Here is a 15,104-nt window from a genome sequence, read left to right as displayed (position 1 = left end):
GTGAGGGGCGCGAGTCACTTCCGAGTGTAGGTGTGGTCGGGGCTAGCGCTTGTAGTATTGATGCCGGTGAATCGAGGTATGCGCGATTCTGAGCATGGGCCGACCGCCGCCCCGCAGTCCCGTAGTGGTGCGGGCAGGGGTGTGCGCCAGCCTTGACCTGGCAGATCTGGGCGGAGTCGTGGGCGTTGATGCACGCAGCGCGCACTACTCGGGCCCGCACCGAATTATCAGCGAGTTCTCAGCTGAGCCGATTCAATATTCGGCGAGAATGACGCAGCGTGGGTCGCCCCTCCAGTGAGCGTGGATGGGAAACGCGGGGGGCATTTTGCCTACCCGACTCGACTCGACTCGACTCGACTGGGGGAGCGGACGACCCGAGGAGTCTTTGTCAGCTTCCATATAGATTGCCCAAGGATCCCAAGGATCCCAAGGATCCGGTTCCCGGTCCCTCCGTGACGGTAACGGTGGTCTGCTCAACTGTGCCCGAACTCAGAGGTGGGGTGGTTCCCCACTGCTCGTCTGACAGCACCCCCAATGGTCCCCCAATGCACCCCCACCGCACTGTGTACTGGCCGGGATCAACCCTGGCGCGCAGCTCGACCTCTTCTCCCTCCAGCACGACGTCCGGGCCGACGACGGCGACGGGAACGGCCGCGTCGACGGGTGTGACCCACATAATGCAGATCACGGCACCGACGGCATCGAACTGAGCCGCCATGACCACCTGCCCTGCTGTCCCCGAGATGTCGACAGTGAGGTCATCGGGATCCGCGTATGCGGTAGGCGCGGAAAGGAGAGTCAGGCCTGTGGCGGCTGCTGCAACTCCCATGGTTCGGGCGATGATGCTCTTCATTGGTGTATTCCTCCGGACGTCTGGTTTCCCATTTGACACGAGGCAGGACCCACGGCGTGAGTATTGCACCTCGAACCCGGATCCATCGGTAAGCGGGCGGACTTCCCAGTGGTGAATCCATCGACTGTCATCGACCACTGTAGGAGAGCCGGGCATGGTGGGCGATGCAGCAACGCGAGATCCGGGAACTGGCCGCGGGCAGTGTTGGTGACGAACGCGGTCAGCCGGAGTCCGTCCTGGTCGGTGAGCCGCAACTGCGCACCGGGAGGCCTCCGGGTGCGCCCGCAACTGCGCGGGGGCTTCTCGAGCCGGCGTTGATTCAACTGCCGCAAGTTGAAATTATCCCAGGTCAGGGTGCCATTATTCAATTCCGGCACGGCTGCTCGCAGACTTCCTGCAAAAGCCCGAGGCAAGTGTGGACGACATCTAGGCTGGCCGACATGGTCAAGCGAATGCTCACCGTGGTCGTGCCTGGCCTGGCTTGACGCTCGTGCCGACTGCTGCGGAACCGGTACCCATCGTGCTGCCGGAGAAGCCTGCGCGAATCGTGCGGTCCGGCGCCGATCCGCTGCCCGTCGCGCTACCCGAGGGAATCGTCCAGTCCGTCACCGCGGCCGCGGACGGGTTCTGCGTGCTCCTGAATGTTCCGCGCCCTAGGGATGCGCCACGCAGATTCCGACTCGCCACGATCACCGACGACGGAAAGGTAGTGGCCGGCCCCGTTTTCACAATCCAGGAACGGCACGCGTATCCGGTCTTCATCTCCTCGGACCCGTTGCGACTGGCCACGAAGGAGGGACTTTATGCCGTACAAGGAGACCTGACCATCACGCCGGTTCGGCCGCTACCCCAGCCGGAACTGCGTTGTGGGCAGGTCGGCGACCGTCTGTGGCTGGTGGCAAACCCATCCGACGGAAAGGGCGGCGGGTGGCCGGTGGACGGACCGGATGATCCGTCGTCGCCTGACGACCGCCGCTGGCTGTTCGTCTTGCTCGACGGCGACACCCTTGACCCGGTGACTGTGCTGCCGCTCAGCACCGACGATCCCTACGGCGCGGCCCAAGACGACGGGACGCTGTGGATCGCCGGGAATGGGGCGTTGCGTGCAGCGCCTCGGGACGCCGTGTTCAACGTACTGGCTCGGGCCACGGGCGGTCTGCTCGGCCAGCCGTAACCTCCGCCGCGATGATTTCAGTCCACGACACTGAGAACGTCGCTTCGGTACCGGACGCAGAACAGATCGACCGAGCCTTCCGGCAAATCCCGCTAGACGCGACTAGGAACGCGCACCCCACGCAAGGAGTGCGACCTTCTGCTTGTCAGCCCGTCACACCGCTGAGAACAACTCACTCCGGAGGTCGGTACTTCGACATGTGTGAGGTGAATCTCATACTTGGCATCGTTCCCGAGCCAGTTGTGGCCTACTGCTCGGTAGGTGTGGGTTTGACAGCCAAGAAATAAATTGCCCGTAAGAGAAGAAGACAGGTTACGCTCTTGCCTTGATCACCGCTAAGGCTGGTCGATTTCATCGCTGAATGGAGCGTGCATGTCTCGAAAGTTATGGAAGAGCTCGCTGGCGGGTGTCGCGGCGGGTGCGATGGTGCTTGCCGGCGGACTCTGGGGGGCAGGAGCCGCGGCGGCAGAAGAAACCGGGTCAGCAGGAACCGGGTCAGCAGGAGCCGCGGCGACAGAGGATTCTGAGCATCCCTCCGCGAACACCGTCACGGCTGGCGACATCAAGATCACCAGGAACGTTGTGGGCACCGGGGAAATAAAGGCGGGGGAGGAGGTCACCTACCGAACTCAGATCAAGACGACGGGCGAGCCGGCCACCGTCCGGCAGATCACCGAGAAATTTCCCGAGGGCTTCCGTTACGTCGACGGCACCGCACGGGTGAGGTCGGCGCCCCTTGAAGGTGGCAGCCAGGAATGGGATGAAGATGTCATGCCGTTCACGGATGCCGACGCCAACGCCCTGGAACTGCCGAGTGACGGTTGGCCGCTCACGAGCAACGGTGAGGGCGTGACCTACGAGGCCACGTACCTGGTACCGGAGGACGCCTCCGCGGGGGACCTCTTCGAGAGCAAGGCCACCGTCGACCTCGACCTCGACGTGAGCGACGACGACAATCCGGAGTCGCAGGTAACCGTCTCAGATGTGTGGGTGGAGGTCGGTCGACGGAGTGCCGCTGAGGTGATGCAGTCCGGTTCGGCGACTCTCGGCCTGGACGGCGACACCGGATCGGTCATTCTCGACGATCCGGCTGACTTCGTCGGCGACGTCATCGTCAAGGTGATCGAGAGCCAGAGCTGATCCCGGGCAACGACCAAGGTTGACCGGCGCGGGCGCCTTCACACAGGATGTGTGAAGGCGCCCGCGCTTTGTATCGACCCGAGTGGGTTCGGGTGCGCCCCCCGGGTTCAGACCGTGATTTCTCGTCGGATCATCTTTCCGGTGGCGTTGCGAGGAAGCGGGTCGGTGGTGATCCGCCACCGCGATGGCACCTTGAAATAAGACAGACGCTCGGCGGCATGCTCGCGCAGTTCCGCTTCCGTGGTCGTAGCACCGGCTCGCAGCACCACCACTGCGGATACTTCCTGCCCCAGGTCCTCGTGTGGCGTCCCGATCACGGCACACTCGAGCACGCCGGGGTGCTCGTCGAGACATTGCTCCACCTCGGTGGGGTAGACGTTCTCACCGCCGCGCAGGATCAGATCCGACCTACGTCCGATCAGGCGCAGGCGACCGTTCTCGACGACGCCGTAGTCGCCGGTCCGCAACCACCGTCCGGGAGTGATCGCCGCGGCGGTCGCCGCATCATCTTCCCAATAGCCGAGCATCACGAACGGGCTACGCACGCAGACCTCGCCCTCGACGCCGTCCGGGAGCCACTCTCCGAACGGGTCTCGGATTTCCATGCTGGCGGTGATGATCGGCCGGCCCAGTGTGTCCGGGTCTTGCTCGAGTTCCGGAGCGGTCGCAACGGTGATCGCGGTGCAGCATTCGGTGAGTCCGTAGCTGTCCACAAGTGCGTTGCGGGCGAAGGGCGCCTTCACGCGTAGCCGTTCCTTGAATGCTGCGGACGACGGCGCGGATGCGAGCGAGAACGACGTGAGCGACGACAGGTCGTATTTGTCGAGGTTCGCGTGCTCGATGAGACGTGAGGCCATTGTGGGGACGGCACCCCAGTTGGTGACATGCTCCCGCTCGACGAGGCCGAGTACGGCGTCGACATCGAATCCGCCCTGGTGCATGACGACGGCGCCGCCGGTCGCCAATCGTGGAATCACCAGATTGTGCAGGCTCGCGATGTGGAAGAGCGGGGACGTCAAGAGGTAGCGCAGTGGACTCGGTGCCGCCGGGTCGACGGGTCGTCCGCTGAATTCGCCGGCTATTGCGTCGCCGAAACGGTGGTAGTCGACGACGGCCAGGATGTTTCGTTGCGAGTGCAGCGCGCCCTTGGGCCTGCCACTCGTGCCGCTCGTATAGAGGATCGCGGCGGGATCGTCCTCGTCGACCTCCGCGTGCGGGATCGAGGCCTCCGCGTACCGGGCGAAGATTTGGGGCAGGTCTGAATCCATCGTGAGGACCGGGATGTCGGTGCCGACGGCGGCGAGAGATTTGGCACCGTCTGCATCCGCGATCACCACCGTGGGGCGGCTGTGTCCCAACCCGTACTCGACCTCTCGCGGCACCCACCAGGCGTTCAATCCGACACTGATGGCGCCCAGTACTTGAGTGGCCCAGAATGTGATAACCCATTCGGGTGTGTTCGCGGCGAGAATCGCGACACGATCGCCCTTGCGGACTCCGTAGTCGTCGCGCAAGGCCGTGGCCAACGCGGCGACCGCGGCTGCATGTTCCGTGTAGGATAACCGGCGGTCCGTCGTCACGAGGTAGTCCTGCTCACCCCACTGGAGCGAAGCGGTGAGGAGTTCACCCACCGAACGTCCCCGGTTCTTCATTACCGGCATCCGGGCGCCGAGCACCGACTCCTCGACGATTTCGAACCGTCCGCCGGGTCCAGTGAGGCGGGACATCACGTGATTGAGGTATAGCTGTGGATCTGTGGGGACAGTCATTGGCCGACCTTTCGTCCTCGCGCACTAGGGCGCACTTGGGATCGATACACGATGGCACGCCGACGCGGGTTTTGGCGGCGAATTGCCACTCAGCGACACTGCCCCGATCCGGCTCCCGGTCGCCGAATACCACAGTCGTTCAGCCGGACCGCACCGGTGTGGCCTTCGGCGGTGACAGGGAGCGAGCTCGAGGCGGGGTGTCGCAAGCTCAGCCCTGGGGTGGCTTCACTGCGGGTGGGAAACCGACGAAAGTTGTCGGCGTTCCCTTTCACCCGAATCTCAGGAGATCAAATGATCCACATTCGTCGTACCCTCGTCGCAGTCGCGTTCGCCACCGTGCCGATCCTCGGTGTGCTCGGTGCAATGCCTGTCGCCAACGCGGTGCCCGTCGACCCGAACACCGGCCCAGGCAAGGGCTGTCCCATCGTGGAAGATGATGAGGACGGCACCACCACCGTTGTCGGGTACGCGAATCCTGGTGACCGCATCGGTGTCCTGGTCTGCGGCGAGGATGGTGAGTGGACCTTCGGCAGGACCGGTGGCGCGAACAACGGTCCTTCCAAGATCCAGAACCAGCAACAGCAACAGCAAAGGGCGACCCGCTAGGGGTTGGACGCAGACAGATACTGCCGCGTACCGATTAGACGTCATTGCGCCGCTGCGGCTGCCTGAGGAAGCCCTACTTTTCCGTCTGCGCAGCCGCCGCCCGTTCGTTGAGATCGTCGAGGCAGATCGGGTAGCGCGGCGGACGAGCGAGTATCACCTCTCGGCGCGTACCGAGTTCGCGATCGACGTGTAGGAGTTCGCCCGACCGCAACGGCGTCCAGCTGGGGTCCTCGTCCATCTGCTCACTTGCGACAACGACCGCCGGGTGCTCGGCGAGGTGTTCGGACCGCGTGCGAATCCTGCCTGCCTCGCTCGCGTGCTGAAGGTGACGGCCGCCGCTCGGACCGCCGGCGGGACGCTCGAGAACCAGTAGGTCGTGGGTGTCCGGGTAGCGCAGCGCCCACAGTTCGCCAGGGGTGGTCAGAAGGAAGTTGAGGGCGTAGATCGGAATGTTGTCGGCCAGCCATCGGACCGCCGTGGCGATACCTGCCGTCACATCGCCGCTGTTTCTGTCGATGTGCCGGGTAATGAGAGCGAAGATACGTTCGGAGTCGGTGTCGCCGTGGACGAGGCCGAGGTCGGACCCCAGTTCGGCCTCGAGTCGGGGTAGGTCTTCGACTACGCCGTTGTGGGCGAAGAGGCGACCGCGTTGAGCGAAGGGATGCGTGTTCTGCGGAAGAAGTTCACCTGTCGTAGCAAACCGGATGTGGGCGACGAACGTCGTCGAGTACCGGTGTTTCGCCTCCTCCGCAAACTGCTTGTCCCCATACGCGGCGAGCGGCTGCTTCTCCACCACTGGAGTTCCGTCCGCGGCGTACGTTCCGAGTCCCGTTCCGTCCGGTTCGCGCCGACTTTGCTGCACAAGGCTGTCCGGTGCGTCCAGTAGCCAGAAGGACGCACGGACGCGGTGCGGGGAGGCGGACAGCCCGAACAATCGGCACAAGGGGTTTCCCGTCAGTCGCCGGAACAGCGGTCGACCGGTTGGATCAGCGGTAGTCCGGGTTGGCGAAGTCGGGCTGGCAACCGGCATCCCATTCCGAACGCTGATTTCCGTAGGAGGGGAACCCGCCCACCTTCTTCAGCATCGCGGCGGTGTGCATCAGGTTGTAGGTCATGAACGCGGTGTTGCGATTGGTGAAGTCGTTCTCGGGGCCGCCGGATCCTTCGTCGAGATACGACGGTCCCGGTCCCGCTTCCCCGATCCACCCGGCATCCGCCTGCGGCGGGATCACGTATCCGAGATGTTGGAGACTGTAGAGAATGTTCATCGCGCAGTGCTTGACGCCGTCCTCGTTGCCGGTGATGAGGCACCCACCTGCTCGGCCGTAGTACGCGTACTGGCCCCGATCGTTGAGAAGTGACGAGCAGCCGTAGAGCCGTTCGATCACCAGTTTCGTGACGGAGGCGTTGTCGCCCAGCCAGATCGGTCCGGCCAGTACCAGGATGTCGGCGTCGAGTACGCGTCGATACAGTTGCGGCCATTCGTCACTCGACCATCCGTGCTCGGTCATGTCGGGGTAAACACCGGTCGCGATGTCGTGATCGACGGCCCGGATCTGATCGACGGCAACGCCTTCCTTCTCCATCAGGCCCGCGCTACGGTCGATCAGCCCCTGGGTGTTGCTCACCTCCGGAGAGCGTTTCAACGTGCAGTTGACGAACAGGGCACGCAGACCGCTGAAGCGGGGTGCGTCGTCTAGTGGAGATGAATCGGTCATCGGCTTCTCCCGGAAAGTGGGTGTGGAATCTGATGAGGTCCTTCAATTCCACGATATGCCGCGGCAACCCTTCATGGGAGAAAAGTTCTCCCAGTCAGGTGGGCAGGGACCATCGCGACTCGGACGAATCTGCTCGAGTGAGACTGGGGCGGATATTGCCTTCGTTGCACCTGATCGTGTGGAGCCGTACTCAGTCCAGTTGTCGATGTGACTGTGCACCAATTGCTTCGAGGATTCGGGAATCGAGTCTCGTGCCTTACTGGTTCCGTTCGGCTGTTCGGTAGCGCTGTGCATCGCGACAGGAAACACCTTCTTCGGAACAGCTTGCCATTGGAGAAATTGATTGAAAATTGACAGATTTCGTCGAATCTTGCCAAAGTTGTAACAAGTTCTCGATCGTGGTGGCAAAGTGTGAATCGTTTTGTTCAGCCAATACTCGACGTCTCCCTGTGAGTCGGGTCTAAGGAGTGCTATGTCCTTGCAGTACATGCGGCGTTGCGCCGTACCCATCTCATCCGTCGCAATGGCCGCGGGTCTGCTATTGATCGGCAGCCCCGCCCACGCGGCAACGACCACCACCCCATTCGCGAATGCCTGCCAGGCGAGCGCATTGTTTACAGTGCACAAGGTTGCGGATACTTCGATGAACGTCGACGCACCGGAGTCGGTGGTGGCGGGTGAGACGTTCACCTATCGCATGCAGCCGGGCGCCACATCCTTCCCGAACAGCGAATCAGGTGCGACCACCACCAACATCTCGCGGTTGAAGGTGGACTACGAGATCCCCGCCAACGCCACGTTCGTGAGCGCGTTGGTGGTGCCCGGGTCGGGTATCAACCTCGACGGTGTCGCACCGAGCGTGGTGCGCGTCGGCGAAGACGGGAGCCCCGACGCCGCGGGCGAGATCTTGCGCCTGTCGGGTGACAACGAGACCATCGCCAACAGCCCCTCCGCGAGCGCAATCAGCGAGGGCGGCATCCGTGCTCCCAAGCTGAAGAAGAACCTCGACGGCACCACGAATGGCGACGGCGACAGCTGGTATCAGCTTCCCGCCGTCGACGTCACTGTGACCGCGGACGCAGACGGCGTCATCACGCCGAAGGTCCGGACCTCGGGTAGTTCGGCGGACTACAACGCGGACGAGAATTACTACACCTTCCTGCCGAAGGCCTCGTTTTTCGGCGTACAGTGGGCGCCCTCCCGCTGCACACCCCGTGACGACCAGGATTCGCCGCTGAACGCCGGCGCCGGACCGCTCGCCACGATCAGCGTGGTAGGCGGCGCCGCAACACAGTGAGTATTTGACGCACTCTCTATAGCGCCCTGCCGTGACTGATCGTGGTTGCGGCAGGGCGCTGCGCTGTCTCAGGGCGGTATGAAGGTGGACACCGTGTTTCGTATGGGCCACCGTTTTGGAGCCAGGGCGATGTCTCACAGTCCGGTCGCCACGCAACGCTAGACCACGATCCGCTGGCGGACCTGGCTCCGTGCGTGATCAGGAGTGCCACTCTCCAACAACGGTGGAACCTGTGTCACTCAGTCGGAAGCCACGGCCTAGACGGCGAGTAGTGCAGCAAGTCGTCGGGCCGGAGTATCCCGATCGAGCGCGTTACGTGGGCACCCGTTGAGCTCGGCTGCGACCTGGTCGAGATGCCGACGGGAATGACCGAGTCGGTCTCCTTCGGGAAGTGTTGGCGTAGGGATCAATTCGTGTTCTCAATTGATTCCTACTGTGAGGGTCGGCAAGATGTCGTGGCAGAAGCAGACCGGGATCCCAGCGGCAAGGGCTACTCGTGGAGCCTGCGAAATTCCGGTCTTCCGGCGAGTCTGAGCGCGGCCCTTCGTCGCGTGGACGGACTGGCCGTTGGTGGGGTGCCGGTTCCAGGGGGGCTCTCGACTGATCGTCGACGGGCTGCGGTCGAGTAAGCAGGGCGCGTATTTCCTGGCGTCCGGTTGTTCCCGGTCTCCGCCGTCGCGAGCCTCGGCTTGTTCGCCGTACCCGGGGCGTGGGTGTATGCGGCGGTGGCGATGGCGGGTACCGGCCGCGCCGGCATGCAGATGCCGCCGATGTCGATGCCGCCGGACGTGATCAGTGACCATGAGAACGCCACCACCGGGTTCGTCTCCTCGACCGGCGGGGACACCGTCACTCAATCCGGCGGAGCGATCACCGGCATCGTGCCCGCTGTGCCGGCCGTGCCTCGTTCGGCCATCTCATCCGTGAAATAAATTGCGGTGGCAACCAGTTCGTCGAGAAAGAGGCACCGACAGGAATTCGCCCAATGCCGTTCCAAGCGCCTGCTTCGCGATAAGACTGAGGTCGATCAGGTCGTCCTGGCGGCCGCGCAAGCCTTCAGCACCTCGTAGACAGCCTGCGTGGCCACGGCACCCGGAACCGGTTTCCGGGTGCCGTGGCACACTCGATGAATCACCTTTTCGGAGCCCCGACGCCGGCAGTGGGTCGGCGAGAGCGGTGCCCGAGAGCGAAGAGACCGAGGAGAATTCAACGGTGACCGATACCGGCATTGCGGCAGCGGACGTGAGCCTGTCCGAGCTCTTGGAGGCACGAATCAGTTGCAGGGCTTTCCTGCCCACTCAGGTGCCGCGCGGGGTGATCGAGAGAATTCTGGAACTCGCGCAGCAGACGCCGTCGTGGTGTAACACCCAACCGTGGCAGGTCGCGATCACCGAGGGGGAGGGTACCGACCGGTTCCGTTCGGGCTTGTCCGAGTACGTGCTCGCAAACCCGCAGGAGCCCGATTTCGACTTCCCGCGTGACTACCGGGGCGAACACAGGCTGCGACGGCGTGAGTGCGCGATGCAGTTGTACTCCAGTGTGGGTATTGCGGCGGGTGACCGGGCCGCCTCGGCCGAGCAGACGATGAAGAACTTCACCCTTTTCGGCGCCCCGCACGTTGCGATCGTTACCACGCACGAATCGCTTGGCACGTATGGCGCCGTCGATTGCGGCCTGTACGTCGAGACCTTCCTCCTTGCCGCCCAAAGCCTCGGAGTCGCGACCATTCCCCAGGCGGCGCTGGCCGGCAGTTCACGCTTCATCCACGACTTCTTCTCGCTGGCGGAGGACCGCAGAGTCGTCTGTGCCATCTCCTTCGGCTACTCCGACGTCGAGAACCCGGTCAACGGATTCCGCACAACCAGGGAAGCCGTCGAGAACGTCGCGCAGTGGGTGTCCCGCTAACGTGCTCGACTCCGAAATGTTCGACCGCGATGGCATGTTCTCCCGACTGCGCCGCCACCCTGACATCGAGGCCCCCAACCTGATGGCCGTCGACGCCGCCGATCGGCTGATCCTCGACGAGTCGGCGGTGGCACTGTCGCAGGCGCGACCCGGGGCGGTCGCAGTGATCGGTGACCACTACGGCGCCCTCACCCTCGGCGCCGCGTCGATCCACGGTTCCACGGGTGTCCGCGTGCACCAAGATCCGCTGACCGGCGAATTGGCGCTGGCGAGCAACGCCGGCGCGGTCGGACTCGCCGACCGCTACCGGCCCTTGACGCTGGGCAAGGAGTTGCTGGCCGGGGCGACCGTGGTGCTGATGCGGTTGCCTCGAAGCCTGAGTGAGCTCACCGAGATCGCCGAGACGATCGCCCGCTACGCCGATCCGTCCGTGGTGGTTTACGCAGGCGGACGCGACAAGCACATCTCGCCCGCCATGAACGACGTGCTCGGGCATTCCTTCGCTGTGGTCCGGGCGACCCTCGGCAGGCAGAAGTCGCGGGTGCTGATCGCGAGTGGTCCCTCCGAAGTCGCGGCACCGATCTACCCGGTCACAGAGCACCTCGCGGAGATCGGGCTTGACATCGTTTCGCACGGTGCCGCGTTCGCCGGTTCGAAACTGGACATCGGAACCCGGTACCTCCTCGAATTCTTGCCGCGCGTGAACCCGCGGGCACGCACTGCCGTCGACCTCGGTTGCGGCACCGGCATCCTCGCGGTCGGTCTCGCTCGACTTCTACCAGGGGTCGCGGTGATCGCCACCGACCATTCGTCGGCGGCCGTGGCATCGGCGGCCGCGACTGCGCGCGCCAACGGGTTCGGCGACCGGGTGAGAGCCCTGCGTGACGACGCAATGTCCACACTCGAGACAGCCAGCCAAGACGTCATCCTGTGCAACCCGCCGTTCCATGTCGGTGCGGCCGTCCACACCGGAGTCGCGTCGAAGATGTTCGCCGAGTCCGGGCGAGTTCTCCGGCCCGGAGGCGAAATGTGGACGGTCTACAACTCGCATCTCGGGTACCGAGGTGCGTTGCGCCGACTCGTCGGGCCGACCGACGTCGTCGGCAGGATCCCCAAGTTCACCGTCACGAGGTCCGTGGTCTGACCGCAGAATCGAAAGCGGTGTCGTTTGGTGGGTGGCGCCCATACACAGGTAGAGTCCGATTTGTCTCACCCGCAGCGACGGTTGGGAACTCGCGGCGGGGTGCCGGACGTTAACACCTACGAGAGATCGGATCCACCCGGCGAGCCATGAGAAGGGATGTACACGGTGCGCACCACCAGTAACCCGGTATTCCGCAATCTGCCCAAGCAAGAGGGCAGCGGCGGATACGCCTCGTTCGGATCTGCGACGGCCGGTTCCGCGCAGGTCACACAGCAGTTCGGTCAGCCGCAATACGCGCAGGCCGAGCCTTATCGGACGGGTCCCGACTATCGGTCGATGACCATCGACGACGTCGTCACCAAGACGGGCGTCACGCTCGGCGTGCTCTCCGTGACGGCCATCATCTCCTACTTCCTGGTGAGCAACGACACGGATCTCGCCATGCCACTCGTGATCGGTGGCGGTCTGGTCGGTCTGGTACTGGTTCTCGTGGCGGTGTTCGGCCGCAAGATGGACAATCCGGCCATCGTCCTCGCCTACGCGGCCGCGGAAGGTCTGTTCCTCGGCGCACTGTCGTTCATGTTCACCAACATCGCATTCGGTGGCGTCGGCGGATCCGCGATGATAGCCCAGGCCGTGCTCGGGACGTTCGGTGTCTTCTTCGGAATGCTCGTTGTCTACAAGACGGGCGCCATCCGGGTCACACCCCGCCTGACGCGAATGGTCATCGGTGCGCTCATCGGTGTCGTTGTGCTCGCCCTCGGCAACCTGGTCGCCAGTTTCTTCACCGAGGGCGGCCTCGGCTTGCGCGACGGTGGGCCCCTTGCCATCATCTTCAGCCTCGTCGTCATCGGCGTCGCCGCGTTCAGTTTCCTGCTGGACTTCGACGCCGCAGACCAGTTGATCCGCGCTCAGGCGCCGGAAAAGGCAGCCTGGGGCGTGGCATTCGGTCTCACCATTACCCTGGTGTGGCTGTACATCGAGATCCTGCGTCTGCTGAGCTACTTCAACAGCGACTAGCGATGTCAACGAGACGGCCCCCGAGAGCATGCTCTCGGGGGCCGTCTCGTTGAGGGTCGAGCGGCGCCGTTCTAGCTCAGGCGCTCGAGGACCATCGCCATGCCCTGCCCGCCGCCGACACACATGGTCTCGACGCCGAACGTCTTGTCCTGCTCGCGCAGGTTGTTGAGCAGGGTGTTGGTAATGCGGGCACCGGTCATGCCGAACGGGTGTCCCAGGGCGATGGCGCCGCCCGAGATGTTCAGCTTCTCCTCCTCGATCTTCAGTGCTCGCGCGGAACCGAGAACCTGGACCGCGAATGCCTCGTTGATCTCGAACAGATCGATATCTGCGACGGTCTTGCCCGCGATGGCGAGAGCCTTCTTGACAGCCTCGATCGGCCCGAGACCCATGATCTCGGGCGAAAGGCCGGATACGCCGGTGGACACGATGCGGGCCAGGGGCGTGAGGCCGAGGGCCTTTGCCTTCGTGTCGGACATGATGACCAAGGCGGCGGCGCCGTCGTTCAGCGGGCAGGCGTTGCCCGCGGTGACGGTGCCGTCGGGCCGGAACACCGGCTTCAACTGGCTGACGGCCTCGTAGGTGGTGCCTGCGCGCGGGCCGTCGTCGGTGGAAACGACGGTGCCGTCGGGGAGGGTGATCGGCGTGATCTCGCGCTCGAAGAAGCCGTTCTTGATGGCTTCCTCCGTGCGGTTCTGGGAGCGGACCCCCCACCGGTCCTGATCCTCACGGGTGATTCCGGTGGCCGATGCGACGTTCTCGGCAGTCTGGCCCATGGCGATGTACACGTCGGGAAGCTGGCCGTCTTCGCGCGGATCGGTCCAGGCGACGCCGCCCTCGGCGAGTTTCGAGGTACGTGCCACCGAATCGGCGAAGAGGGGATTCTGCGTATTCGGCAGGCCGTCTGCATTGCCGGTGATGAAACTGGACACAGACTCGACGCCGCCCGAGATGAACACATCGCCCTCGCCGGCCTTGATCGCGTGCAGTGCCATGCGGGTGGTCTGGAGTGAGGAGGAACAGTAGCGGTTGACGGTGACGCCGGGCAGGAAGTCGTAGCCCAGTTGGACCGCGACGACGCGAGCGATGTTGAAGCCCGACTGCCCGGCGGGCTGGCCGCAGCCGAGGAGGAGGTCGTCGATCTCGGTCGGGTCCAGTTCGGGAACCTTCGCAAGGGCGGCGGCCACCATCTGCGTCGTCAGATCATCGGGGCGGATCGTTTTGAGTGACCCCTTCATGGCACGGCCGATCGGTGAACGTACTGCGGAGACGATTACTGCCTCGGGCATGGAAACTCCTTTGTCGTCTGGGGTCCTCGCTGTGTTCAGACCTCCAGTTCTCATGGCCTTCCCGACAACATACGTTGCCTCGTGACCTGAGCGACACCGCCGTCTCGTTTAACGACTGAGCCCACGCTGATCACCGTTGAAAACCGCGGAGCGACTACGTCATTCGTGGCGGCAGCTCACGAGGCTCCGTCAGCCTCCGACATCTCGTGCGGATAGGAACGAGGGTCTCCGTCCCCGATGCCCAGAGCGGTCGCAAGAACCGGCGCGATCTGGATCGCTGCCAGTTCGTACCCCGCCGCAGAGGGATGGAAGTGGTCGGAGGAGAACATCCGGTCAGGTGAGGCCCGGAACTCGGGTGCAAGAAGGTCGGCCAGCGCCACCGGATGCCCACCCGCCGCGCGGGTCGCTGCTGCCTGTGCCCGGGCCAGTCGCGACGCCCAGGTTCCCACGACGGTGCGCAGGGGTTGCGGAATCGCCGCGACCATACCGAGGTCGGGGCACGTCCCGACGACGACGACGCAGTTGTGCTTGCGCAGTCGCTCGACTGCCACACCGAGCCTGCGCGCCGACGCCCTGATCGAATTCTTGGACGTCACGTCGTTGGCGCCGACCAGGATCACCGCTGCATCCGGCGGTGGCCCGGCCACCAACATCGCGTCCACCTGCCCGCTCAGGCCACGGGACGTGGCTCCTCCGATGGCCTTGGTACTGAGACGGACTCGCTTCCGGGTCTCTTCGGCCAGCCGATGCGCGATCTGCACGCCGGGCACCTCCTCGGCCGACATGCAACCGACGCCCGCAGCCGAAGAGTCACCGAAGATCATCAGGTGAACGTCATATCGTGTGCTCCGCCGCCACCGCTCAGGAACGGTACTGCCCGGGGCGTAGACACCGTCGGCTTCCGGGGGCTTCGCAACGCTGCGTCCGATGACGTCTCTGGCCCTGGTGGCCTGCGACATCAGATAAGAGTGCGCCACCCACGTGAGCGTGCCTGCACTCAAACCTGCCACGACAGCCGTGGCTCCGGCCTGCACTCCGGTCTGCCAGGTGCTCCTCGGCACTGACCTCACCCCTCCGCTATGTTGCTCACCTCACCGGTTCCAGCGGACTATGTCCATACCAATCTAGTCGGATCGAAAGGCCCGTGCCGGATGTCTCTGAGCATCAGGTCATCGCGTCTGGGAACATG

General features: G+C 64.2%; 14 protein-coding genes. 8 read left to right on the top strand and 6 right to left on the bottom strand.

All coding sequences use genetic code 11. The features are described from left to right. Window positions 1-388 precede the first annotated feature (388 nt). Window positions 389-853 (bottom strand): hypothetical protein, encoded by a 465-nt coding sequence (locus RM2_RS07045; RefSeq protein ID WP_072688106.1) that lies wholly within the window; start codon window positions 851-853, stop codon window positions 389-391. 490 nt (window positions 854-1,343) lie between these two features. Between RM2_RS07045 and RM2_RS07035 the strand changes: the two genes are divergently transcribed. Together RM2_RS07035 and RM2_RS07030 are read left to right on the top strand one after the other, a co-directional pair. Further along, window positions 1,344-2,027, top strand: coding sequence for a hypothetical protein (locus tag RM2_RS07035; protein WP_072688104.1), 684 nt, complete (start codon window positions 1,344-1,346; stop codon window positions 2,025-2,027). A gap of 372 nt (window positions 2,028-2,399) precedes the next feature. Beyond that, on the top strand, window positions 2,400-3,167 hold the full coding sequence (locus RM2_RS07030) for a hypothetical protein (RefSeq protein ID WP_072688103.1): 768 nt from the start codon (window positions 2,400-2,402) through the stop codon (window positions 3,165-3,167). A gap of 107 nt (window positions 3,168-3,274) precedes the next feature. Here RM2_RS07030 and casG read toward each other — a convergent pair whose 3' ends face one another. After that, entirely contained in the window at window positions 3,275-4,936 is a 1,662-nt protein-coding gene (gene casG, locus RM2_RS07025; RefSeq protein WP_072688102.1) for a steroid-24-oyl-CoA synthetase, read from the bottom strand. A 291-nt stretch (window positions 4,937-5,227) separates the two neighbouring features. Here casG and RM2_RS07020 point away from each other — a divergent pair, with 291 nt between their 5' ends. Beyond that, the gene (locus RM2_RS07020) at window positions 5,228-5,542 is read left to right on the top strand and encodes a hypothetical protein (protein WP_072688101.1); all 315 of its coding nucleotides are present in this window, start codon (window positions 5,228-5,230) and stop codon (window positions 5,540-5,542) included. Between the two features lie 73 nt (window positions 5,543-5,615). On the opposite strand, the gene RM2_RS07015 is transcribed toward RM2_RS07020, so the two are convergent. Together RM2_RS07015 and RM2_RS07010 are read right to left on the bottom strand one after the other, a co-directional pair. Beyond that, window positions 5,616-6,485 carry a class II glutamine amidotransferase gene (locus RM2_RS07015; RefSeq protein ID WP_072688100.1) on the bottom strand — a complete coding sequence of 290 codons (870 nt, stop codon included), beginning with the start codon at window positions 6,483-6,485 and terminating at the stop codon, window positions 5,616-5,618. Between the two features lie 43 nt (window positions 6,486-6,528). After that, window positions 6,529-7,260 (bottom strand): flavodoxin family protein, encoded by a 732-nt coding sequence (locus RM2_RS07010; RefSeq protein ID WP_072688099.1) that lies wholly within the window; start codon window positions 7,258-7,260, stop codon window positions 6,529-6,531. Window positions 7,261-7,732: 472 nt separating this feature from the next. On the opposite strand from RM2_RS07010, the gene RM2_RS07005 reads away from it, so the two are divergent. The 5 genes from RM2_RS07005 (at window position 7,733) to RM2_RS06985 (ending at window position 12,626) form a co-directional block, all read left to right on the top strand. Further along, window positions 7,733-8,557, top strand: a complete 825-nt coding sequence (locus tag RM2_RS07005; RefSeq protein ID WP_072688098.1) for a hypothetical protein — start codon at window positions 7,733-7,735, stop codon at window positions 8,555-8,557. A 656-nt stretch (window positions 8,558-9,213) separates the two neighbouring features. Next, window positions 9,214-9,489 carry a hypothetical protein gene (locus tag RM2_RS07000; protein ID WP_072688097.1) on the top strand — a complete coding sequence of 92 codons (276 nt, stop codon included), beginning with the start codon at window positions 9,214-9,216 and terminating at the stop codon, window positions 9,487-9,489. A gap of 280 nt (window positions 9,490-9,769) precedes the next feature. Then, window positions 9,770-10,462, top strand: a complete 693-nt coding sequence (locus RM2_RS06995) for a nitroreductase (protein ID WP_072688161.1) — start codon at window positions 9,770-9,772, stop codon at window positions 10,460-10,462. A 1-nt stretch (window position 10,463) separates the two neighbouring features. Beyond that, window positions 10,464-11,606 carry a class I SAM-dependent methyltransferase gene (locus RM2_RS06990; protein ID WP_072688096.1) on the top strand — a complete coding sequence of 381 codons (1,143 nt, stop codon included), beginning with the start codon at window positions 10,464-10,466 and terminating at the stop codon, window positions 11,604-11,606. Between the two features lie 165 nt (window positions 11,607-11,771). Further along, window positions 11,772-12,626 carry a Bax inhibitor-1/YccA family protein gene (locus RM2_RS06985; RefSeq protein ID WP_174553831.1) on the top strand — a complete coding sequence of 285 codons (855 nt, stop codon included), beginning with the start codon at window positions 11,772-11,774 and terminating at the stop codon, window positions 12,624-12,626. Window positions 12,627-12,697: 71 nt separating this feature from the next. Here RM2_RS06985 and RM2_RS06980 read toward each other — a convergent pair whose 3' ends face one another. Together RM2_RS06980 and RM2_RS06975 are read right to left on the bottom strand one after the other, a co-directional pair. Next, a complete protein-coding gene (locus RM2_RS06980; protein ID WP_072688094.1) occupies window positions 12,698-13,915 on the bottom strand; it encodes an acetyl-CoA C-acetyltransferase in 1,218 nt (405 codons plus the stop codon). A gap of 176 nt (window positions 13,916-14,091) precedes the next feature. Continuing rightward, window positions 14,092-14,976: an SGNH/GDSL hydrolase family protein gene (locus RM2_RS06975; RefSeq protein WP_072688093.1), complete on the bottom strand. Its 885-nt coding sequence runs from the start codon at window positions 14,974-14,976 to the stop codon at window positions 14,092-14,094. Between the last annotated feature and the right edge of the window lie 128 nt (window positions 14,977-15,104).

The organism is Rhodococcus marinonascens NBRC 14363 (genome assembly GCF_001894885.1).
Lineage (GTDB): Bacteria > Actinomycetota > Actinomycetes > Mycobacteriales > Mycobacteriaceae > Rhodococcus_F > Rhodococcus_F marinonascens.
This window is presented reverse-complemented; position numbering and strand designations above follow the sequence as displayed.

Bases quoted from the DNA above. Each gene is read 5' to 3' on its own strand.
- RM2_RS07045 (WP_072688106.1), bottom strand. From the start codon at position 853: ATGAAGAGCATCATCGCCCGAACCATGGGAGTTGCAGCAGCCGCCACA.
- RM2_RS07030 (WP_072688103.1), top strand. From the start codon at position 2,400: ATGTCTCGAAAGTTATGGAAGAGCTCGCTGGCGGGTGTCGCGGCGGGT.
- casG (WP_072688102.1), bottom strand. From the start codon at position 4,936: ATGACTGTCCCCACAGATCCACAGCTATACCTCAATCACGTGATGTCC.
- RM2_RS07020 (WP_072688101.1), top strand. From the start codon at position 5,228: ATGATCCACATTCGTCGTACCCTCGTCGCAGTCGCGTTCGCCACCGTG.
- RM2_RS07010 (WP_072688099.1), bottom strand. From the start codon at position 7,260: ATGACCGATTCATCTCCACTAGACGACGCACCCCGCTTCAGCGGTCTG.
- RM2_RS07005 (WP_072688098.1), top strand. From the start codon at position 7,733: ATGTCCTTGCAGTACATGCGGCGTTGCGCCGTACCCATCTCATCCGTC.
- RM2_RS06980 (WP_072688094.1), bottom strand. From the start codon at position 13,915: ATGCCCGAGGCAGTAATCGTCTCCGCAGTACGTTCACCGATCGGCCGT.